Genomic DNA, 22,450 nt, shown 5'->3' with positions numbered 1-22,450 from the left:
GAGATTAGCCCCATGACAAAGCACATGACCCTGCCAACGTCCCGACGTTCGTTTCTGAAGGCCTCCGCCGCTGCGGCGACGGCTTCGGCCGCGGGGATCACCCTGCCCAACGGCGCGACCGCGCAGCTTTCGACCCCCGACATTCGCTGGGACAAGGCCGCCTGCCGGTTCTGCGGCACCGGCTGTTCGGTTCTGGTCGGGACCAAGGACGGCCGCGTCGTCGCCACCCAGGGCGACCCGCAGGCCCCTGTGAACCGTGGCCTGAACTGTATCAAAGGGTATTTCCTGTCAAAAATCATGTACGGCAAGGACCGGCTGACCCAGCCGCTGCTGCGCAAGACCAACGGCGTCTATGACAAGAACGGCGAATTCGAAGCCGTCTCCTGGGACGAAGCCTTTGACGTGATGGCCGAAAAATGGAAGGCCTCGCTCAAGGAAAAAGGCCCGACCGCCGTGTCCATTTTCGGCTCTGGCCAATGGACCGTCTGGGAAGGGTACGCGGCCGCCAAATTCATGAAGGCCGGCCTGCGCTCCAACAACATCGACCCCAACGCACGTCACTGCATGGCCTCGGCCGTGGCCGGGTTCATGCGCACATTCGGCATTGATGAACCGATGGGCTGCTATGACGATCTGGAACACGCGGACACATTTGTGCTCTGGGGCTCCAACATGGCCGAAATGCACCCGATCCTGTGGTCGCGCCTGACCGACACCCGCCTGACCAAACCCGGTGCCGAAGTGCACGTGCTGTCGACCTTTGAACATCGCAGCTTTGAGCTGGCCGACAACGGCATGGTGTTCACCCCGCAAACCGACCTGGCGATCCTGAACTATATCGCCAATTACATCATCCAGAATGATGCGGTGAACTGGGATTTCGTGAACAAGAACGTCAACTTTACCAAGACCAACACCGACATCGGTTATGGCCTGCGTCCTGAACACGCGCTGGAACAGGCGGCGGAAAACCCGTCGCACGAAGGCAAACACGGCAAGCTGACCAAGATCTCGTTCGACGAATACAAAGAGTATGTGTCGGAATACACGCTGGAAAAAGCTGCCGAAATCTCCGGTGTTCCGGCGGCCAAATTGGAACGTCTTGCCCAGCAATATGCCGATCCCAACCGCAAGGTGATGAGCCTGTGGACCATGGGCTTCAACCAGCACACCCGCGGCTCCTGGGTGAACTCGCTGATGTACAACGTGCACCTGCTGGTCGGCAAAATCTCGGAACCCGGCAACTCGCCGTTCTCGCTGACCGGTCAGCCTTCGGCCTGTGGCACCGCGCGCGAGGTCGGCACCTTTGCCCACCGTCTGCCCGCCGACATGGTGGTCATGAAGGAAGCACACCGCGATTTCGCCGAAGACAAATGGGACCTGCCCAAAGGCACCATTCCCCCCAAACCCGGCTTCCACGCGGTTCTGCAACACCGGATGCTCAAGGACGGCGTGCTGAACTGTCACTGGGTCCAGTGCAACAACAACATGCAGGCCGCGCCGAACATGAACGAAGAGGGGCTGCCCGGGTATCGCAACCCCGACAACTTCATCACCGTGTCCGATCCCTATCCGACCGTGACCGCGTTGGCCGCTGACCTGATCCTGCCCACCGCCATGTGGGTCGAAAAAGAAGGCGCATATGGCAACGCCGAACGGCGCACCCAATTCTGGCGTCAGCAGGTGGATGCCCCGGGCGAAGCCAAATCGGACCTGTGGCAGGTGATGGAATTCGCCAAACGCTTCATGATCGAAGACGTCTGGCCCGAAGAACTGCTGGCCCAGAAACCAGAGTATCGTGGCAAGACCGTGTATGAGGTCCTGTTTGAAAACGGCAAGATCAACAAATACCCGCTGTCCGAAACCGCCGAAGGGTTTGCCAACGAGGAAGCCAACCACTTTGGCTACTACGTGCAAAAGGGCCTGTTCGAAGAATACGCCGGCTTTGGCCGCGGCAAGGCCCACGATCTGGCCGATTTCGACACCTACCACCAGGCCCGTGGCCTGCGCTGGCCGGTGGTCGATGGCAAGGAAACCCTGTATCGCTTCCGCGAAGGCTATGACCCCTATGTCAAAAAGGGCGAAGGCGTCAAATTCTACGGCAAACCCGATGGCAAGGCGAATATCATCTTTGCCCCGTTCGAGCCCGCCGCAGAAGAGCCTGATGACGAATACAACCTGTGGTTCGTCACCGGTCGTGTGCTGGAACATTGGCATTCGGGGTCGATGACCCGCCGGGTTCCCGAATTGCACCGGTCGTTCCCATCCGCCGTGGTGTTCATGCACCCGGCAGATGCCAAGGATCGCGGCCTGCGTCGGGGTCAGGAAATCACCGTTTCGACCCGTCGTGGCGAAGTGCAATCGCGCGTCGAAACCCGTGGCCGCAACAAGATGCCCCGTGGCGTCGTGTTCATGCCCTGGTTTGACGAAGGCCAGCTGACCAACAAGCTGACCCTGGATGCGACCTGCCCGATTTCCAAGGAAACCGACTTCAAGAAATGCGCCTGCAAAATCGAACGCGCATAACCTGAAGATCTGAACGGAGAAAACCCATGTCCGCCCGCAATCGCAAACCCACAGCCACAGACCGGCGTCGCTTCCTGCAGGATGCGGCCCGGGGTGTGGCGGGCTGTGCGGTGGCGGGCATGGGGCTGGCCCATCTGGTGAGCGACGCCCGCGCCTTGCCTGCGCAGGCGATCCGCCCACCTGGGGCATTGGACGAAGATCAATTCCTCGCCTCCTGCATTCGCTGCGGATTATGCGTGCGCGATTGCCCCTATGACACGCTGAAACTGGCGGAACTGGGCTATGACGGCCCGGCCACCGGCACGCCGTTTTTTACCGCCCGCGATGTCCCGTGCGAGATGTGCGAAGACATCCCCTGCGTCGCTGCCTGTCCGACAGGCGCGCTGGATCATGGGCTGACCAACATTGACGACGCCGACATGGGCGTGGCCGTGTTGATCGACGAAGAAAACTGCCTCAACGCGCTGGGTCTGCGCTGTGACGTCTGTTACCGCGTCTGCCCGGTGATTGACGAGGCGATCACCCTGGAGCGGTCGCACAATGAACGTTCGGGTCACCACGCCATTTTCATGCCCACGGTCCATGCCGACAAATGCACCGGCTGTGGCAAATGCGAAAAATCCTGTGTTCTGCCCAACGCCTCAGCGATCAAGGTGCTGCCGCGTCGCATCGCCCGCGCCGAAGCGGCAGATCACTATAAACTCGGCTGGGAAGACCAGAACCCGCTGGTGGATGAACTGATCGACCTGCCGGACCGTCTGCCCGGGCCGGGCACCGACAATCTGATCGCACCGGGTGGTTATCTGCCCGATGCCATGCCGAACCCGAATATGGATGGCGGTTTCACCCCGTCGGTCTCGCTTCCCGGCACGGGAGGGTCCAACTGATGTCAGCCAAGACCAAACTCCCCGTCGGGCAGGAGGCCATCGAAGAATTCGGCTGGCTGCGCGCACACCGGTTCCTGCTGCTGCGCCGGGCCTCGCAACTGTTGTTCCTGTCGCTGTTCCTGCTGGGGCCGTGGTTTGGCATCTGGTGGGTCAAGGGCAACCTGTCCGGTTCGATGACATTCGACATCCTGCCGCTGACCGATCCGTTCATCACCGTGCAATCCATCGTCGCGGGCCATTGGCCGGAACTGACCGGCCTGATCGGCGCGCTTATCGTTGGCGTGACCTATGCGCTGATCGGGGGCCGGGTCTATTGTTCCTGGGTCTGCCCGATCAACCCTGTGACCGATGGGGCGCATTGGCTGCATGACAAACTGGGCCTGCAAAAGGGCTGGCAGCCCAAACCGGGCACCCGCTATTGGGTGCTGGCCATGGTGATTGCCGTCTCGGCGATCACCGGCACCATCGCCTGGGAAATCGTCAACCCGATCAGCATGCTGCACCGGGGTCTGATTTTCGGCATGGGCTTTGCCTGGGCCTTTGTTGCGGCCGTGTTCCTGTTCGACCTGTTTGTGTCGCGCCGGGGCTGGTGTGGGCATCTGTGCCCGGTTGGGACGTTCTACGGCCTGCTGGGTCAGAAATCCGTGCTGCGGGTCACCGCCGACAAACGCGCCGATTGCGATGATTGCATGGATTGTTTCGCTGTCTGCCCGGAAATGCAGGTCATCACACCCGCCCTGCGGGGCACCGACGCGGACACCCCCCTGATCCTCGCGCCTGACTGCACCAATTGCGGTCGCTGCATCGACGTCTGCGCCATGGACGTCTTCCACTTTACCCACCGTTTCGACGACACGCCCGCACCGGGTCGTGACGCCCGAGAAAGAACTCAACCTGCATCCGGGGCCAGCCGAGCCGCCTGAGCAAGCATCGGAGTATAAAAAATGAAAAAGCACGCCACTTTCAGCGCCATCGCCGCCACGGTTCTGCTGAGCGCCAGCTTTGCCTTGGCGCAATCGGCACCGGTTCAATCCCTGCGCGGTGCCGACATCGACGAACCCGTCGCGGTCGAAGATGTGTTCCAACAGGACGAAAAGCGGTTCACCCGCAACTATCGTCAACAGCCACCGCTGGTGCCCCATTCGATCGATCAATACCAGATCGATCTCAAGGCAAACCAATGCCTGCGCTGCCACGACTGGACAACCGCAGGTGAACGCAATGCACCGACCCTGTCGATGACCCACTATCTGGACCGCGCCGGTAACCAACTGGACCGCGTCGCCGGCACCCGCTGGTTCTGTAACCAATGCCACGTGCCCCAGGCCGACGCTCCGGCTCTGGTCGACAACGACTTTGAGGCATCCGCCGGAAACTGATCCGGGCGTGATCCCTGCTTGAGGAACAAGACCATGACAAACCCAAACTCACAGGAACCGCGTCCCGGCTTTATCCGCCGTCTCTGGAACTGGTTCTGGACTCCCACAGGTGCCATTTCGCTGGGCTCGTTGCTGATCGTCGGCTTTGTGGCCGGGGTCGGCTTCTGGGGCAGCTTCCACTGGGCGCTCGAAGCGACCAACAACGAAGACTTCTGCGTCAGCTGTCACGAAATGCGCGACAATGTGTATGCCGAATATCAGGGCACCGTGCACCAGAACAACTCCTCCGGTGTGCGCGCCACCTGTCCCGATTGCCACGTCCCCAAGGATTGGGGCCCCAAGATGATCCGCAAGATCCAGGCCTCCAAGGAGCTGTATGGCAAATTCATCACCAAATCGGTCTCGACCCCGGAGAAATTCGAAGAGCACCGCCTGGTGATGGCATCACGTGAATGGACCCGGATGAAACGCACCGATTCACAGGAATGCCGCAACTGCCACAGCTTTGAATTCATGGACTTTACCCAGCAGGAAGGCCGCGCCGCCCAGAACCACCAAAAGGCACTGGACGATGGCAAAACCTGTATCGACTGCCACCAGGGGATCGCCCACGAACTGCCCGAAGGCTATCTGAAAGCCTACAAGAAAGTGGCCGACGCCTTTGAGGGCAACTAAAGGCCACGCCCGACACCGGTGAAGGGACAGGACCATGCTGGACAACCGCACAGCAGACCAGGGATCGGTCGAATGTGGGTGCCGGGTCACGGGGCTGATCTCGGTCGAAGAGGCCCTGGCCCGTTTGCGCCAGGTCCTGTCCCATCTCACCCGCGTTGACACTGTTGACCTGACCCGCGCGCCGGGTCGGGTTCTGGCCCGCGATGTCCGGGCCGATTTTCCCAGCCCCGCCTTTGATAACGCTGCGATGGATGGCTATGCCGTTTCCTTGGCCGGGCTTTCCGGGCAGGGGCCGTTTGCGCTGACCGTCGGCGACCGTCTGGCCGCCGGAGACGGACGCGCCCTGTCGCTGGCACCGGGTCAGGCGATTCGCATCTTTACCGGCGCGGCCGTACCGCAGGGCACGGATGCAGTGATCATGCAGGAGGCCACCCGCCGCGCAGGTGCCCGGGTCATCTTCGATCACCTGCCAACACCCGATCACCACATTCGCCGGGCCGGATCCGATATGGCCAGGGGGGATCTGGTGCTGCCTGCGGGCACCGTGCTGACGTCGCGCGCCATTGCTGCCTTGGCGGCAACCGGGGTGTCGGATGTTGCCGTGAAACCGCGCCCGCGCGTGGCGCTGTTGATGACCGGCGACGAAGTCCAGGGCACAGGCCCCGGCTTGACCCCAGGCCGGATCTGGGACGTGAACACCCCCATGCTGCGGGCCGAGCTTGCCAGCCTGGGGGTCGATCTGATGGCCTGCCGACAGGTGGCGGACCGGCGGGACGATATCGCGGCCGCCATGGCCGACCTGGCCACACAAACGGATCTGCTGATCACCACAGGCGGGGTGTCCGTCGGTGAAGAAGACCATATGCACGCCGCATTGGCCGCTGCCGGGGGCAGGCCCGTGTTCCAGGGCGTGGCGATGAAACCGGGCAAACCGATCTCTGCCGGGCGTATCGGTGACGCGCTCTGGCTGGGGCTGCCGGGCAATCCGGTGTCGGCCTATGTCGGCTGGCAGCTGTTTGGACCGATGAGCCTGGCAGCGCTGACTGGAGCCGCCGTGCCGCCTGTGCAACAGGCCCGACTGCGGCAATCCAACGCCATACCGGCCCAACCCATACCGGCCCAGGCCACGGATCGCCGTGAATTCCGCCCGGTGCAGAGATGCGGCTACGAAGGGGACGGGACCCTTCTGGTCACCGACCTGGGCCGGGTCCGCTCCGATGCGCTGGCCCCGCTGGCGCTGGCAGACGGGATGATCGACATCCCGGCCGGAACCACACTCCTCGACGCCACAGACCGCTTCCCCTTCATCGCCTTTGCGCGCGATGACAGCGAAAGGATATGACCGTGAACCTCGCCTATACGCTCGGAGACGGCCAGGGGGCCACAAATCTCCTACTGGCTGACCTGGCCGCCCGGCTCATGACCCAGGGCGTGCGCTTGGCCGGCACGGCCCAGTTCGACAGGGAACGCCCGGACACCCACCGGTGCGACATGGATGTCCAGGTTCTGCCCGATGGCCCGGTCATTCGGATTTCACAATCCCTGGGGACCCAGGCGCGCGGCTGCCGTCTGGACCCCGAGGCACTGGAACAGGCCGTGGCCCTGACCGAAGCGCGGCTGCAAACCGGCGTCGATCTCCTGATCGTCAACAAATTCGGAAAACATGAATCCGACGGCCGCGGGTTTCGCGAAACCATCGCCCGGGCCGCGGCGCGGAACACCCCGGTGCTGGTCGGCGCGAACAAGCTCAACCTACAAGCATTGCAGGCGTTTTGCGGCGGGGCCATCGTGCAGATCGACCCGACACCTGACGCCCTGCTGGCGTGGGCCCGCACGGCCATCGCCCAGGCACAGGCCGCCTGATGGCGGCTGCTTCTTTCTGGGTCAAATACCTCGGGGGAGCATTTCAATCCGCAGGATTGCAATGTGGGGGCAGCGCCCCCGCTCTGCGCTCACCACAGAGCACGCGCTCGGGGGGACGGGCCACCCAATGACACCAGACCCGGCACCGTGCACCGCACGGTGCCACGCCCAACGGGGGCAGGGGCATCGCAGATGCGCCTCCCAGCGGCGGGAGACCTGCGGTGGGAGACCTGCGGCGGGAGACCTGCGGTGGGAGATCTGCGGTGGGAGATCTGGGGTTCTGCTCCCCATTGGTCACGTTCACTGGCCGCTTCCACTGGCCGCCTCCACTGACCGCCTCCACTGATCGCTTTCACTGATCGTTTCCACTGGCCGGCGCGCAGCAATACCGCTCCTTGGGACGCCAGCACCGCAACAGGCACCCAAAAAAACAGCTTAGACAAGCCCGGGACTGCCTATAGTGTGTCCGCACCCGACTGAGCTTTGATCCATCAGTACGGGGTGGCGCGCAATGTGCTGCCTGATCGAGCAAAGCGCCGTCTCTTCCCAAAATTCCAATCGTGTCCTCGGAAGGCCCAGACCAATGATTTCAACCGAATACTGCCGACTTCTGGCCCGCTACAACACCTGGCAAAACGCCTCGCTCGTGACCGCAGCCACCGGATTGACCGACGCAGAGCGCTGGTTGGATCGCGGCGCAGTCTTCAAGTCCATAGCAGCAACGCTGAACCACCTCTATTGGGCCGATGCGCTCATGCTTGAACGCATCCAAGGGAATGAACGCCCGCAGGACACGCTCACGCATTCCCTGACCAGCCCATCAGATTGGTTCGCGTTCAAAGACTTGCGCGCACATCGTGATGCAGAGATCGAACATTGGGCAGACAGCATGACCGACACGGATCTCACCGGCATTGTCAGATGGGATCTACCTGACGGCTCGGCCAGGATTGAACAACCCAAATCAATCTGCGTCGTGCAACTCTTCAATCATCAAACCCACCACCGCGGGCAGATCCATGCCATGCTCACTGCTGCCGGGGCTGCCCCCGACCCAACGGACATCCCCGCGATGCCACAGCACATGCTCCCAGGTGCCAACCGCTGATGTCGCCAGGCACCCAAATAAAAAAACCCCGCCGTACGGCGGGGCCTGATCCTGCGTCTGATCCTGCGCCCGATGCGCGGCGTCTCAGAGCTGTTCGACCTTCACGGACTCGCTCACGACAAAGGCCAGATGCCCCTTGATCGCTGCCACGTCCGCCTTGGGATCCTCATAACTCCACACCGCGTTTTCGGTGGTGGTCGACATATTGACGATCGAAAAATAGACGGCGTCGCCCTTGTGCGGACAATGGGTGGTCTTGTCCGTCCGATCCAGCAACGCCATGGCGATGTCTTCCCGTGGGAAATAGATGACCGGGGCCAGATCGCCTTCGCTCAGCTCCAGCGCATTGCTGCTTTCACCCAGAACAGCGCCGCCCGAACGGACGCTCCAAACACCGGGGGCCTTGCGAATATGGATGGTCGTGGTCATGTCTTTTTCCCTACCTTTCGTCAGTTGGCCGGGCACAGCATGGCCCTTGCACGTAACAGCCCCGTGTCAGAACGGGGCGGTTGCGGCATCCAACCACAATTTGGCGTCATTGCCCAGCGTTGGCGCTATCTTTTTGGCCACCTCCGCGTGGTAGGCATTCAACCATCTCAGCTCGTCCGCATTCATCATGTCGCGAACAATCAGGCGCCGGTCGATCGGCACATAGGTCAATGTGCGCCAGCTCAGCATGGACCGCTCCGGGTCCGCGCCGTCCAGCGCCGGAGCCTCCTGCACCACCAGGAGATTCTCGATTCGGATGCCAAAGCCGCCTTCGCGGTAATAGCCCGGTTCATTTGACAGAATCATCCCCGGCTCCAACGGCACATCGCTGACCCGGCTCAGCCGCTGGGGCCCTTCGTGTACGCTCAGATAGGCACCGACCCCGTGTCCCAGACCATGGTTGAAATCCTGACCGGCCAGCCACAGCGGCATGCGCCCGACGCATTCGATGTCGCGCCCGGTCAGACCTTTGGGCCAGCGCAGGCGGGACATGGCGATCATCCCCTGCAACACCCGGGTAAAGGCCGCGCGCTCTTCGTCTCTGGGGGTGCCGATGGCGATGGTGCGGGTGATGTCGGTGGTGCCATCCAGATATTGGCCACCGCTGTCCAACACCAACAGATCGCCCTCTGCCAATCGGGCATCGGTTTCGGTGGTCACCCGATAATGCATGATCGCGCCATTCGGCCCGGTGCCTGCAATCGTGTCGAAACTGATGTCGCGCAGCCGTGGATCGCGTTGGCGCAGGGCTTCCAGCTTTTGCACCACCTGGATTTCGCGGACACTGTTCGGGGGCTGGGCATCCAGCCAGGCCAACAGCTCGACCACGGCGGCCCCGTCGCGCAGATGGGCGGCGGCGCTGCCATCAATTTCGGCCGGGTTCTTGCAGGCCTTGGGCAGCGCGCAGGGATCGCCACCGGCCACGGCGTGCTCGGCCAGAAGTTCGGCAACCCGGTAGGGCACCGATGCCCCGTCGATGCGCACGGCCCCGGACAAGGCCTGCACCGCAGCGACAAACTCCTGTGGCGGGCGACAGCGCACCTGTGGCCCCAGATGAGAGACCACTCCGGTCAGCTTGTCGGGCTCCATGAACAGGTCCACGCTGCCCGACGCATGCAGAATGGCAAATCCATGTGCCACCGGATTGCGCGCGATATCCGCGCCCCGCAGATTGAGCAGCCACATGATCGAATCGGGCAGGGTGATGATGGCCGCCGTCTGTCCGGCCTCCTGCAAGGACCGGGCCAGGCGCTCGATCTTGGAATCCGCGGTTTCCCCGGCATAATCCAGCGGATGGGCGGCAACCGGATGCATCGGCGCAGCCGGCTGATCTGCCCAGATGCGATCCACCAGATTGTCGATCTGCGTGATTTCGATCCCGGTGCCTTCCAGATCCCGGTACAGGCCACGGATCTGCCCCGAGGTGTGCAGCCAGGGGTCAAATCCGATCTTCCCCCCGTTGGGCAGCTGTTCGATTAGCCAGTCGACCAATTGGACCTCGGGCCAGGGCACCGGCGTATAGACATCCGCCACCTGACTTTTGACCTGGGTGCGATACCGCCCGTCGATAAAGACACCGGCCACGTCCGCAAGCACCGCACAGAACCCGGCAGACCCGGTAAAGCCGGTCAGCCAGGCCAGACGGTTGTCACGCGCGGCAACATATTCCCCCTGGTGCGCATCCGCCCGCGGGACCAGAAACCCGCTCAGCCCCTCCTGGGCAATTTCACGACGCAGGGCCTGCAACCGCGGTGGGCCCTGATCGGGGCGGGCAGTCACATCAAAGCTCTGGAGAGGCGGGAGGGTCATGGGCGCGTCCTGTGTCTATCTGTATCCGGTGTCAGAGAACCGTGAACCGGGGGCGGGCGCAAGACGCGATTTTCGCATCGCGATCTGACATGCTGCAAGAGACAGCAGGTCGCTGAACGCGCATGGGGCCAACCTGAGGAGTGTTCCAGATGTCCAAACCGACCTTTACCGCGTTTGCGGCCTTTGAAAAACAGGGATGGTCCGATCCCGAGGTGGCGCGCAGCTATGCTGACGGGTTTGCCCAGGCCTCCCAGATGTGCGTCGCGCCGATGGTCGCCGCCGTCGGGCCAGGGGCGGGCAGCCAGGCGCTGGATCTGTGTTGCGGTCAGGGGATCGTGGCGGCCGGTCTGCACCAGGCCAAGGCGGATGTCACGGGGCTCGATTTTTCCCCGGCCATGCTGGACCTGGCCCGGGAACGGGTGCCGGGCGTGACCTTTGTCGAAGGCGACGCCATGCAATTGCCATTCGAGGACGGCCAATTCGATGTCGTGACCATCGGGTTCGGCATTCTGCATGTGCCGGACGCGCCACAGGTTCTGGCCCAGGCGCATCGGGTGCTGCGTCCGGGCGGGCGGTTGGCGTTTTCGGTGTGGCATGCGCCCACCGTGCCAACGGCGCTGGGGTATGTGTTTGCGGCCATCGGCGCGCATGGTGATCCGGCTGTGCAGCTGCCACCAGGACCGGGATTGCACGATTATGCCGATGCCGCCATCGCCTATCCGGCGTTGGAGCGTGCCGGTTTCACGGAGTGTGCCCAACAGGTCGTGCACAGCGCCTGGACGATTGACCAGCCCGATGCGCCGGTCACCTTCTTTGCCGAAGGGGCGGTGCGGGGCAAGGCGTTGCTGGCCTCGCAACCCGAGGCGTCACTGACCAAAATTCGTCAGTCGGTGGCGGAAACCGTCCGGGCCGCACATGGTGCGACCGGCCCCTGGAGCGTGCCGATTCCCGCGGTGATTACCTCGGCTCAGGCGACCTGAGGGCCGCGCCCAAAAGACCCACCAACCGTGCGCCGCTCTGACATTGGATGGGACCCGACAGATCGCAGGTGTCCCGGAATGCGTTGGCCTCGCCGGTGCAGGGTTTGGGTGTTGCGGCCTTGAGGCACCTTGGGAAATGCGCCTGACAGGTCGATAAGGCCAGTTCAAAAAGGACTGTGTGATGGGGGCGTCGAATACGCGCGGACAGCAGCGCAGGCGCGGGGCCCCGCCGCCGTGATCACACCGGAACTCCGGGCGAGCGGCCGGGGATCAGCGGGCGTTGCCCAGCCGCCGACAGGGGGGCGCTTCGCGGCCGCGCGCCGCATGTGGTCCACCGGCGCAAATGGGCGGGATGGCGCGTCACAGCGGTGTTGCGTCACAGCGGTGTTGCGTCACAGCGGTGTTGCGTCCTGGCGGTGAGCCTGCCGGCTCTTTCCCGGTTTGTCTGCGTGGTTCCAAGGCACTGGGGAGGGCGATGACCTTTGCCATGACCTTCCCCATGACCATGCCGATGACCATACCGATGACCATGCCGATGACCATGAGGATGGGACTGCCGGGGTGAGACGCGGCAAGATGATGCGCCAGGAGCTGCCCGTCATGGTTGGGCTGTCTGCCGGATCGGAGGCACCCAATGCCACGACGGAGGGCTCCCGCCCGTCTGCGATGCTTTGAAAAGCACCGCGTCCCGTTGGGCCGGGCGCCGCGCCTGCGGCGCGGCGCAGGCGCGTCTGGTGTCCAGGTTTGTGTGTTCTGTGCTGCCTGCGAACCCAACAGCGACCAGCCCGCCGCCGCCGGCACAGCTTTGCTGTGCCAGGCCCAACGGGTTTGGTCGCATCTTTGATGCGGTCAAACCGGGCGGGAGCCCACGGATGCGGGGGCCGCGACCTAGCTGACCCTGCGGATGCCCATCACCCGCGCACGGGCGCGTGGGTCGCTGTCAAACAGCGCGGCCAGCTGTTCGGTCATGGCACCGGCCAACTGTTCCACATCGGTGATTGTGACGGCCCGGTCATAGTAGCGGGTGACGTCGTGGCCGATGCCGATTGCCAGCAGCTCGACCTGCTTGCGTCGCTCGACCATCGCGATCACGTCGCGCAGGTGTTTTTCCAGGTAGTTGGCCGGGTTCACGGACAGGGTGCTGTCATCCACCGGAGCCCCATCGGAAATCACCATCAGGATCTTGCGCGCTTCTTGCCGCGCAGTCATGCGCCGGTGCGCCCATTCCAGCGCCTCGCCGTCGATGTTTTCCTTCAGCAACCCTTCCTTCATCATCAGGCCCAGATTGGCCCGGGTCCGCCGCATCGGGGCGTCGGCCCGTTTATAGATGATGTGGCGCAGGTCGTTCAGACGTCCGGGCTGTTGCGGGCGCCCCTCGGCCAACCAGGCCTCGCGCGCCTGTCCGCCCTTCCAGGCACGGGTGGTAAAGCCCAGGATCTCGACCTTGACGTTGCACCGTTCCAGCGTGCGGGCCAGAACATCGGCACAAATCGCCGCGATGGAAATCGGGCGCCCCCGCATCGACCCCGAGTTGTCCAGCAGCAGCGTCACCACGGTGTCGCGGAATTCGGTGTCTTTCTCGACCTTGAACGACAACGGCGTGGTCGGGTTGGCCACCACACGCGCCAGACGACCGGCATCCAGAATGCCCTCTTCGCGGTCAAACTCCCAGCTGCGGTTCTGCTGGGCCTGCAGGCGGCGCTGCAATTTGTTGGCCAGACGTGATACAGCCCCCTTCAGCGGCTCCAGCTGCTGATCCAGATAGGCGCGCAGGCGTTCCAACTCGGCCGCCTCGGCCAGTTCCTCGGCGGCGATTTCTTCGTCATTGGTGTCCATATACACCTGATAATCCGGGTCGGCCTCGGACGCGGGGGGCGGGGCCGGGGGCTCCTGAGGGGCCTCGCCCTCGGGCATCTCGGTCTCTTCGCCCATGTCGTCTTCGGCCATCTCGTCCATCGACACCTGGGCCTGCTGCTGATCCTGCTGCTGCTCCTGGGCCTGTTCGGCATCCGCATCGGCCTGTTCCTGATCGGAATCATCCTCGCCGGTGCTGTCGGGATCGGGCTGTTCTTCGGCATCGTCTTCGGCCTGATCATCCTGCTGATCATCCATGTCATCCGGATCATCACCCAGCTGATCGCCATAGCCCAGATCGGTGATCACCTGACGCGCGAATTTGGCAAACTCGGCCTGATCGGCCAGCTTGTCGTCCAGATTGTCCAACGTATCGCCCGCCTGGCTCTCGATGAACGGACGCCACAGCTCCATCACATTGGCGGCGGCTTCGGGCATCGGACGACCGGTGGCCAGATGGCGCACCAGATACCCGGCAGCCACCGACAAAGGCGCATCGGCGGGCTGTTTGCACTGATCATAGCCACGCCGGATGGCTTCGTTCTGGATCTTGACGTCAATGTTGGATGCGGTGCCGGGCATGTCGCGCGCGCCCATCGCCTCGCAGCGCGCATTTTCCAACGCCTCATACAGATCCCGCGCCATGTCTCCGGGCGGGGCATACCGATTGTGCACCCCGTCGTCATGGTATTTCAACTTCAACGCCAGCGCATCGGCCGTGCCCCGGGCCAGCAGAACTTCCTCGCGGCTCATCCGGCGGCTGACCTGCGGCAGACGCACGGAATCCCCGGTCACACCGGATGGATCGACCGTATAAGAGACGTTCAGCTCGGGATTGTCAGCCATCACCTTGGTGGCTTCGGCCAGCGCCTTCTTGAACGGATCGGCGGGGTTGTCGTTGGGCTTTTTCATGGTCGCAAGGTGTCCTCGGTCGAAGCATTCCGCCATGCGCGGCTTTTGTCCAGCCTTCTTTGATCAAACCAGAGGGCGGGGCCCGGCCGCGGGCGGGAAACGAAGTGCCCGCCCCTGTGCTGCAAGCACGCCTCCTGCTTGACGGAGGGCGGGATGGGCACTGCCCGGCCTTGCGGCCGGGCGGCACGTCGCAGTTAACCCAGCGAAACGCTGGCTGCGCTTTCGGGCAGCTCTTCGTCAAAACAACGCTGATAGAACTCGGCCACGGTCTGGCGCTCCAGCTCGTCACATTTGTTCAGGAAGCTCAGGCGGAAGGCATAGCCGACATCGCGGAAGATTTCAGCGTTCTGGGCCCAGTTGATCACGGTCCGCGGGCTCATCACGGTGGACAGATCGCCGTTCATGAACGCGGTCCGGGTCAGATCGGCAACGGTCACCATCTGGCTGATGTGCTTGCGCCCCTCAGCCGTGTTGTAATGCGGCGCCTTGGACAGAACGATGGCGGTTTCCGCATCGTGGGACAAATAATTCAACGTCGCCACCAACGACCACCGGTCCATCTGGGCCTGGTTGATCTGCTGGGTACCGTGATACAGGCCCGTGGTGTCGCCCAGACCAACGGTGTTGGCAGTGGCGAACAGACGGAAATGCGGGTTCGGCGTGATGATTTCGTTCTGATCCATCAGCGTCAGCTTGCCGTCATGTTCCAGAACCCGCTGGATCACGAACATCACATCGGCGCGGCCGGCGTCATATTCGTCAAACACGATCGCAACCGGGTTGCGCAACGCCCAGGGCAGAATGCCTTCGTGGAATTCTGTGACCTGCTTGCCATCGCGCAGCTTGATTGCGTCCTTGCCGATCAGGTCGATCCGGCTGATGTGGCTGTCCAGGTTCACCCGGACGGCGGGCCAGTTCAGGCGCGCGGCAACCTGTTCGATGTGGGTCGATTTACCTGTGCCGTGATAGCCCTGAACCATGACACGACGGTTGTGGCTGAACCCGGCCAGGATCGCCATTGTGGTGTCGGGATCGAACTTGTACGTCGGATCGCTTGCAGGCACACGTTCGCTGGCCTCAGCAAAGCCCTTTACGGTCATGTCCGTGTCAATTCCGAATACATCGCGCACCGAAACTGCGTCGGTTGGTTTCGCGTCGATGTCGAGCATACCATCAGCCATGCCTAAAATCCTTATTCTCTGCCCATCACAAGGGGTCTAAACCCGCATGTGGTGCACCAGTTTTAGGCCAAGGGCAAGAGGGCAGGGAAGGGTTTGACCACATGACGTGGTGATCTGGGTCAAACTGGCGTTACGCGCCGTGTTTTTAGGGATTTGTATTGATACAATAGGCGCAAAATTCCGGCGCAATGCAGGGTCCGGCACGACGATTGCACGACGGTGGCGCTACGGTGGCACGGTGTTGCGCGCCCTGGTTACGTACTGACCGCGCCCGGACTGCACACGGGCACGGCCGACCGCCCCCGTCACGACCGCCCCCGTCACGACCGGGCCAGCGCCGGTCGCGGGCACTTCCGCGCTGCGTTTACTTGAAGCTGCGGCTGTCCTTGATCTGATCCCAGGCCCAGACCACCTCTTGCAGCTGTTCTTCCTGGCTGCGGTCACCGCCGTTGATATCGGGGTGCAACACCTTGATCAGCTTCTTATAGGCTTTGCGGATCTCGGCCTTGGTCCAATTGTCCTTGGCTTCCAGGATCTCGATGGCGCGGCGTTCGGTGGGGGGCAGACGGCGGCCGCTGGCCGCGCCTTTTCCGGGGTTCTGGGTGGCGTTGTTGCCCAGCACCTGATGCGGGTCTTCGATGCCCAACCGCGCCCAGGCGCGGGCCTCGGGATCGCCCATGGGGCGGGTCTGGCGTTCCCAGACCTTGTCCTTGGACTGCTGCGCGTTCAGCTCGGCTTCGGTGGTGCCGTCAAAGAAGCTCCACTTGGCGTTATACTCACGCACATGATCCTGACAGAACCAGAAAAACTCATCCAGCACATCGGGTGCCTTGGGCGCGCGGAATTTCCCGGCCTCTTCACAGCCTTCGTGTTCACACACCCGCACGGATGTCTCGGACGCACCGGACATCCCACGCCGCCCGCGCGGGTTCTTCTTCTTGGCGGTTCGGACCGACATATCAAAACCAAAGGGATCGGATTTGGTCATAGGGGCACCTTTTGGACGCGTTATTCGACTCGGAGGGCAGATTGTAATCTATGCACCGCCAGATAGAAGAGGGGACGAGAGAAATATTTGCAAGGAGATGCGCAAATGTCCGTGACAGCTGAAATCCGCCACTGCCTACAAGACGCCTTTGACCCAACCGAACTGCACGTGCACGACGACAGCGACGCCCATCGCGGTCACGCGGGGTATCAGGACGGCGGCGAAAGCCATTTCAACGTTCGGATCCGCGCCGCCGGATTTGCCGGGAAATCCCGCGTGCAACAACATCGCATGGTGCACAAGGCCCTGGGCGAAATTGTCGGGCGCATTCACGCCCTGGCGTTGGATATCGGGGCTTAATCGTCTTCGGTTTTCTTTTGGGCGGCCCGGACTTTCAGGGCCGTCGTCATGCCGGCAACCGGGCTGACCTCTTCGACACCATCGTCCTTCAACATCGCCACAGCGCCGGGGCCGGGCACCGAATGCGGGATCACGCCTTCGCCGTCATCGACCTCGATCGTGACCGCAGGCGCATTCGAGCCGCTCACGTCATCGTCGTTGGCGGCACCCACGGGCGGCGCAACCACGGGCGCAACTGGCTGAGTTGTGGCCGCGGGCACCTCTGTGGGGGTGTCCGCCGCTTTGGTGGCTTCGGTTTCGGCCGCGGTTGCGACAATCACCGGCACCCCCTGATCAACGGGGCGGCGAAACACCAAAACATTGCGCCAGTTGGTGGCGGATCCGGTCAACCCGGCACGCTCCTCTGACGGGAGCAACTCGGCGCGCTGAAATTCCCACCCCTGCACCGCCATTTCGTTCAGCAGAGCCTCGATCGAATTGGCAAACCGCCCCTCGGGCCCCTTGACCCCCTTGGCCTTGGTGCCTTTGACCGGGGCGGGCACAACCTTGTACTCAAACTGCTGCATCGGGCTCTCCATGTTCCGGGGTATCGTCTTAGCGCATAGGCACCGGGGGTCAAGCACCGGCTTGTTGACCGGGGGGATCTCGGCTTGTTCCGGGCTTGGAGGCGTGACAGGCTGCGGATATGATTCAAGCACATGAAATTACAGATCGAAAAAGTTTTGAAGCCTGGCTGAACCAGCGCCCCGAGGCAACCCGCCAGCAAGAGGCTGTAATTCTTGCCAGCCGCCTTGCGATGCGGGTTTTACCCATGTGGTGGGCTGGCTTGACTAGCGATCAGGCCCGCAAAGGTGATTTGACAGCTTTACCAATTTTCCGCTGTAATTTTATCTCTGGGGTTGCGGGCATTGCGTCAACCCCAGAGATGAGCAGGGCCACCTTCTCCACCTTCGCCTCCGATTCCGCCTCCGCAGCCACCGCCGCCTCCACCACATCCGCCTCCGCCGCCGCCTCCGCCGAATCCGCCATTTCCGCCACTTTCGCCGCCTCCGCCATCTTCGCCCGCTCTGCCGCCTCCGCCACTTTCATCGCCGCTTCCGCCGCCCGCTCCGCCGCCGCCGCTGCTGATGGCCTTGGCTCCGCCACCGCCGACCCCGCGGCAATTTGGGCGGTTCTACAAAGTGATGCCGCAGAGATCAGCTTGGGGAGCGTTTTGCAGAGACGTGCGCTATGGCCTGAGAACCCTCCACCCGAATTGATAGACCTCTGGGAGCGATCCCAAAAATGGCTCACCCAAAACCCCGGCCATGACTTCTGGATCCGCTGGTACCAGGCCGCGTTGGATGGGCGTCCCTTGACTGGCGATTGGGACAGCCATTGGAAGATGCTGCACGACATCGCCCTTATCCGGCCTGATGATTGGGACAAAGGCGCGGAACATATCGCCGCGCTGATTGCTGAGATTGAAAATCGGTTCAGCGGTTCCAAACGCTTGACGAACAATTCTGACGACGGATCCAATACACCAACTGCGCTTGACAAGGTGACAATCCCGGAAATTCGATCTTCTTTACGGACCAACAGATTGGTTCTCCCTCCGACTCTGGAAGCGATTTCCGGGCACTTGTTGCTTGAGTTTGAACGCCTCCAGGACTTGCGAGGGAACAACTCGCTCTCGGAGGAAATTCGGGAGGAACTTTTGGCGTTGAGCCAGAGGTTGCGGGCCATGATGGACGCTGTGGCGACATTGAAAGCACAAGCCGAGGCGTTGCCGGTCGAGCCTAGTGAGGAGGATGCGGAGAAAGCCAAGTTTTCACTAGCAAAACTGTTTCAGGAGATGAGGACCTGGCCCGATGGAAAAGAAGGTGAATTAGCGGACGTGACATGTCGGTTGTGCCTAGTCGGCGCGACAACCGCGGTTTTTTGTGCATTCGGTGCCACCGCCTTTGTTGGTGCCGGTGTTGGCGCAATGTTCTTTGGTTCGAAGCACCTTGAGCAGGGAGCAAAGGCGGTAGCGGCAATGAAGGCTGTCGCGGGAAGTTCGGCAGAGAGTGACGAAAGTTAAGGGCATCACCCGGTGCACGCATGGTGCACGTCCGGTGCACGCATAGTGCCGGGGGTTTTTTAGGGTTTTGACGTAAAAAGGACGCCACCGGGGCGCCCTTTTCAGATCCAGATTTGGGCCCGGATTATTCGCCCAATTTCTGCGCGACCAATTGGTTCACGGCCTTGGGGTTGGCCTTGCCGCCGGTGGCTTTCATCACCTGACCGACGAACCATCCGGCCAGCTTGGGATTCACCTTGGCCTTTTCGACCTGCGCCGGATTCGCGGCGATGATCTCGTCCAATGCGGCCTCGATCGCGCCGGTGTCGGTCACCTGTTTCATGCCGCGTTTCTCAACGATTTCAGCAGGATCGCCGCCTTCGGTATAGACGATTTCAAACAGGTCCTTGGCGATCTTGCCGGAAATGGCATCCGATGAAATCAGATCCACGATCCCGCCCAGCTGCGCCGGGGAAACCGGGCTGTCGGCGATGTCGTGGTCTTCTTTCTTCAGGCGGCCAAACAATTCGTTGATCACCCAGTTGGCCGACAGCTTGCCATTGCGCCCCTGCGCCACCGCCTCGAAATAGGCCGCCGATTCCACTTCGGCGGTCAACACCGAAGCGTCATAATCGGACAGACCGAAGTCACTGATAAAGCGCGCTTTTTTGTCATCTGGCAGCTCGGGCAATTTGGCCGCGATGTCATCGACCCACGCCTGTTCAATCTCGAGCGGCAGCAGATCAGGATCGGGGAAATAGCGGTAATCATGCGCCTCTTCCTTGGAGCGCATCGACCGGGTTTCGCCCTTGTCCGGATCATAAAGCCGGGTTTCCTGATCGACCTTGCCGCCGCCTTCGACGATGGCGATCTGACGGCGCGCTTCGACTTCGATGGCCTGCTGGATGAACCGCATCGAGTTCATGTTCTTGATCTCGCAGCGGGTGCCCAGATGATCAAAATCCTGGGTTTCCTGGTATTTCTCGTACTGCCCCGGCAGACAGATCGACACGTTCACATCCGCGCGCAAGTTGCCGTTCTGCATGTTGCCATCACAGGTGCCCAGATACTGCATGATCTGGCGCAGCTTGACGATATAGGCGGCGGCCTCTTCGGGGCTGCGGATGTCGGGGCGCGACACGATCTCCATCAGACAGACGCCAGTCCGGTTCAGATCGACAAATGACATGTTCGGGTCCATGTCATGGATCGATTTGCCTGCGTCCTGTTCCATGTGAATACGTTCGATACGCACCATGCGGGCCTGACCATTGCCCAGCTCCACCAGCACTTCGCCTTCGCCCACGATGGGGTGATACAGCTGCGAGATCTGATAGCCCTGTGGCAGATCGGGGTAGAAATAGTTCTTGCGGTCAAAGGCGGATTTCAGGTTGATGTCGGCCTTGAGCCCCAGACCGGTGCGTACCGCCTGTTCGACGCAGTATTCGTTGATCACGGGCAACATGCCGGGCATGGCCGCGTCCACAAAGGCCACGTTCGAATTCGGCTCGGCCCCGAATTTGGTCGAGGCACCGGAAAACAGTTTGGCGTTGGAGCTGACCTGGGCATGCACTTCCATGCCAATGACCAATTCCCAGTCATGCTTGGCGCCCGCGATCACTTTGGGCTTGGGGAGTTCATAAGTCAGGTCGAGCATGGTCTGTCCGCTCCATAGATACCGGTTTGCCAGCGTTCTAGGGCTGCAAAGGCCGGGGAGCAAGGGGGAATGGGCGCGAAAGCGACCACGAAGGCTCCCGCCCGTCGGCACCACCCCCTGCGGGATGGGCTCTCCCGTTGGGCGCGGCAAGGCACAGCAGAGCTGCACCTTGCAGATTTAGTTGTGCATTGTGATTTTTGGCGCGATTAGAATTGCGAAATTGCAGGGTAAAAGCTGACCCTGCCCTTAGCCCGGGGCCAGCTTTGGCCCATTGGGGGTAAAGGTCACCCGCAGTCCCTGGCTGATTTCATCCTGGAACATATCTGCAATCACCTGAAGCGCATCAGCGCGCCCCCGTGCCGCAAATCGACGCGAAGAAGTCACCCGCGAATTGTTGTCAAACCCATCCGCAGCGTGCGCCCAGATCAAAGGGTGGACTTCGGTCAGATGGTCGCGGATCAGCCAACTGGCGGCATCAGAAATCTGCATCCTCGGCAGGTCGGCATCCTGATTTAATCCCAACCCGTTGCGCATGGCAACCGCGCAATAGGCCGCCAAAAGGTTGATCATCTCCTGATTGGGGCGGGCTGCAACAATGTCGTGCAATCCGTCCAGAAAGAAGGGCACATCTACGTTGGCACAGGCCTGATCATCAATTGCGATGGCATCGAAACAGACCCATGTATATCCGCCCGCGCCCCAGATGTCCTGGGTCCGGGCGGCGGTCCGGCGCGCCTCGAGCTCGAGATCGGTGTACGACCCGAACCAGCGGGGCAGCATGTGATTGCCCAATGCGCGCATGTGCCGGTGATTGTGAGGGTCCAGATCAATCAGATCTTCGTAGGTGTCGGCAATGCGACGCCCCGGGATCTGTTTGCCTGCCAGCAGCGCACAACAGCAGGCAGCCAGGCTGGGACTGTTCAATTCAAGAAAGCAGTAGGGCTGCATGATGTCCGAAGCGCGGTCGAAATGCGCCGCAAACCGGGCCCGGTTCAGCTTGGGTACGACCGGGTCCCAATTGGTGCCCCGCCAGGCCCAGGCAATGTCGACATGCATATGGGCCACAATCATGGCAATATAGGGGTCTTGGGGGTATTCGGCGCGCACCTCTTCCAGGCCAGAGATGCCATCGGTGAGCGTGCTGTGGGTCACCGGCAGATTGTCCTGAAGCCCGTGTTCCACGGCGTGAATCACATCGGATCGGGCTCCATAGGCCAGCAAGTCGGCAATGGGCATTCCGCCGGGCGTTGTGTCGCGGGCTTCGTCTGCGCTGCGGATTTCAGCCGAAAGTTCGTCCCAGCGATCCTGACGGGCCAGGAACTGGCCGCGGGATTGGGCGGTCTGACAGGCCGCGTCGTCGTTGCTGTGATCCGGGATCGGTATGTCCAGGAACTGTTCGGCGCGCGTCGGTTCGTTCAGCGCGGCGGGGGCAGGCAACAAAAGTTGGGGGGCCGGGGCCGACAAGGCCGGGACGCCAAACCTTTTGCCCAGTGCGGCGAGCAGAGGTTTCAGGGCATCCAGGGCAGTGTTAGGTCGGTTCAGCATCTCGGTTCCATCAATTGGCAAAAATTCGTTCAATTCCTGAAAATTGACAGCTCAATTGGGCGCAAAAAAGGCGCAGATGCGGTGTTTCGGGATCCTTCACCGGGAAATTGCGTGTCATCATGGTTCGGTGCGGAAACAGTGGTCACGCCCTGTTTCCGGGGCGTGTTCAATGGTTCAATGGCGGATTAGACGC

At 62.0% G+C, this 22,450-nt stretch carries 19 protein-coding genes; 11 read left to right on the top strand and 8 right to left on the bottom strand.

All coding sequences use genetic code 11. From position 1 onward, the window contains the following. The first annotated feature begins 24 nt into the window (after nt 1–24). The 8 genes from napA (at nt 25) to K3727_14750 (ending at nt 8,438) form a co-directional block, all read left to right on the top strand. The gene (napA, locus tag K3727_14785; GenBank protein ID UWQ93394.1) at nt 25–2,526 is read left to right on the top strand and encodes a nitrate reductase catalytic subunit NapA; all 2,502 of its coding nucleotides are present in this window, start codon (nt 25–27) and stop codon (nt 2,524–2,526) included. A 26-nt stretch (nt 2,527–2,552) separates the two neighbouring features. Then, nucleotides 2,553–3,413, top strand: coding sequence for a ferredoxin-type protein NapG (gene napG / locus K3727_14780; protein UWQ90056.1), 861 nt, complete (start codon nt 2,553–2,555; stop codon nt 3,411–3,413). Next, on the top strand, nt 3,413–4,336 hold the full coding sequence (napH, locus tag K3727_14775) for a quinol dehydrogenase ferredoxin subunit NapH (GenBank protein ID UWQ90055.1): 924 nt from the start codon (nt 3,413–3,415) through the stop codon (nt 4,334–4,336). The genes napG and napH overlap by 1 nt, the downstream gene beginning before the upstream one ends. Before the next feature lie 21 nt (nt 4,337–4,357). Continuing rightward, nucleotides 4,358–4,792, top strand: coding sequence for a nitrate reductase cytochrome c-type subunit (locus K3727_14770; protein UWQ90054.1), 435 nt, complete (start codon nt 4,358–4,360; stop codon nt 4,790–4,792). A gap of 33 nt (nt 4,793–4,825) precedes the next feature. Next, nucleotides 4,826–5,467, top strand: coding sequence for a NapC/NirT family cytochrome c (locus K3727_14765; protein ID UWQ90053.1), 642 nt, complete (start codon nt 4,826–4,828; stop codon nt 5,465–5,467). A gap of 34 nt (nt 5,468–5,501) precedes the next feature. Next, complete coding sequence (locus K3727_14760) at nt 5,502–6,809, top strand: molybdopterin molybdotransferase MoeA (protein ID UWQ90052.1); 1,308 nt, start codon at nt 5,502–5,504, stop codon at nt 6,807–6,809. Nucleotides 6,810–6,811: 2 nt separating this feature from the next. Beyond that, nucleotides 6,812–7,330: a DUF2478 domain-containing protein gene (locus K3727_14755; protein UWQ93393.1), complete on the top strand. Its 519-nt coding sequence runs from the start codon at nt 6,812–6,814 to the stop codon at nt 7,328–7,330. Between the two features lie 583 nt (nt 7,331–7,913). Then, the gene (locus tag K3727_14750; protein UWQ90051.1) at nt 7,914–8,438 is read left to right on the top strand and encodes a DinB family protein; all 525 of its coding nucleotides are present in this window, start codon (nt 7,914–7,916) and stop codon (nt 8,436–8,438) included. Nucleotides 8,439–8,522: 84 nt separating this feature from the next. Here the strand turns inward: K3727_14750 and K3727_14745 are convergent, their stop codons facing one another. Next, on the bottom strand, nt 8,523–8,867 hold the full coding sequence (locus K3727_14745; GenBank protein ID UWQ90050.1) for a DUF427 domain-containing protein: 345 nt from the start codon (nt 8,865–8,867) through the stop codon (nt 8,523–8,525). A gap of 66 nt (nt 8,868–8,933) precedes the next feature. Beyond that, nucleotides 8,934–10,736 carry an aminopeptidase P family protein gene (locus tag K3727_14740; protein ID UWQ90049.1) on the bottom strand — a complete coding sequence of 601 codons (1,803 nt, stop codon included), beginning with the start codon at nt 10,734–10,736 and terminating at the stop codon, nt 8,934–8,936. Between the two features lie 149 nt (nt 10,737–10,885). On the opposite strand from K3727_14740, the gene K3727_14735 reads away from it, so the two are divergent. Further along, nucleotides 10,886–11,716: a methyltransferase domain-containing protein gene (locus tag K3727_14735; GenBank protein ID UWQ90048.1), complete on the top strand. Its 831-nt coding sequence runs from the start codon at nt 10,886–10,888 to the stop codon at nt 11,714–11,716. 888 nt (nt 11,717–12,604) lie between these two features. On the opposite strand, the gene cobT is transcribed toward K3727_14735, so the two are convergent. The 3 genes from cobT to K3727_14720 form a co-directional block, all read right to left on the bottom strand. Further along, a complete protein-coding gene (gene cobT / locus K3727_14730; protein UWQ90047.1) occupies nt 12,605–14,482 on the bottom strand; it encodes a cobaltochelatase subunit CobT in 1,878 nt (625 codons plus the stop codon). A gap of 194 nt (nt 14,483–14,676) precedes the next feature. Next, on the bottom strand, nt 14,677–15,663 hold the full coding sequence (cobS, locus tag K3727_14725; protein ID UWQ90046.1) for a cobaltochelatase subunit CobS: 987 nt from the start codon (nt 15,661–15,663) through the stop codon (nt 14,677–14,679). A 364-nt stretch (nt 15,664–16,027) separates the two neighbouring features. Then, complete coding sequence (locus tag K3727_14720; GenBank protein UWQ90045.1) at nt 16,028–16,651, bottom strand: J domain-containing protein; 624 nt, start codon at nt 16,649–16,651, stop codon at nt 16,028–16,030. Between the two features lie 105 nt (nt 16,652–16,756). On the opposite strand from K3727_14720, the gene K3727_14715 reads away from it, so the two are divergent. After that, entirely contained in the window at nt 16,757–17,011 is a 255-nt protein-coding gene (locus K3727_14715) for a BolA family transcriptional regulator (protein ID UWQ90044.1), read from the top strand. Here the strand turns inward: K3727_14715 and K3727_14710 are convergent. Continuing rightward, nucleotides 17,008–17,577 (bottom strand): DUF4177 domain-containing protein, encoded by a 570-nt coding sequence (locus tag K3727_14710; GenBank protein ID UWQ90043.1) that lies wholly within the window; start codon nt 17,575–17,577, stop codon nt 17,008–17,010. The genes K3727_14715 and K3727_14710 overlap by 4 nt on opposite strands. A gap of 119 nt (nt 17,578–17,696) precedes the next feature. Between K3727_14710 and K3727_14705 the strand changes: the two genes are divergently transcribed. Further along, nucleotides 17,697–19,076 carry a hypothetical protein gene (locus K3727_14705; protein ID UWQ90042.1) on the top strand — a complete coding sequence of 460 codons (1,380 nt, stop codon included), beginning with the start codon at nt 17,697–17,699 and terminating at the stop codon, nt 19,074–19,076. A gap of 124 nt (nt 19,077–19,200) precedes the next feature. Here the strand turns inward: K3727_14705 and gatB are convergent, their stop codons facing one another. Further along, on the bottom strand, nt 19,201–20,712 hold the full coding sequence (gene gatB, locus K3727_14700) for an Asp-tRNA(Asn)/Glu-tRNA(Gln) amidotransferase subunit GatB (GenBank protein UWQ90041.1): 1,512 nt from the start codon (nt 20,710–20,712) through the stop codon (nt 19,201–19,203). A 246-nt stretch (nt 20,713–20,958) separates the two neighbouring features. Next, entirely contained in the window at nt 20,959–22,257 is a 1,299-nt protein-coding gene (locus K3727_14695) for a hypothetical protein (protein ID UWQ90040.1), read from the bottom strand. Nucleotides 22,258–22,450: the final 193 nt, after the last annotated feature.

Source organism: Rhodobacteraceae bacterium M382 (genome assembly GCA_025141015.1).
Taxonomy (GTDB): domain Bacteria; phylum Pseudomonadota; class Alphaproteobacteria; order Rhodobacterales; family Rhodobacteraceae; genus Aliisedimentitalea; species Aliisedimentitalea scapharcae.
The sequence above is the reverse complement of the archived record's forward strand: the minus strand, read 5'-3'. Positions and strand labels throughout refer to the sequence as shown.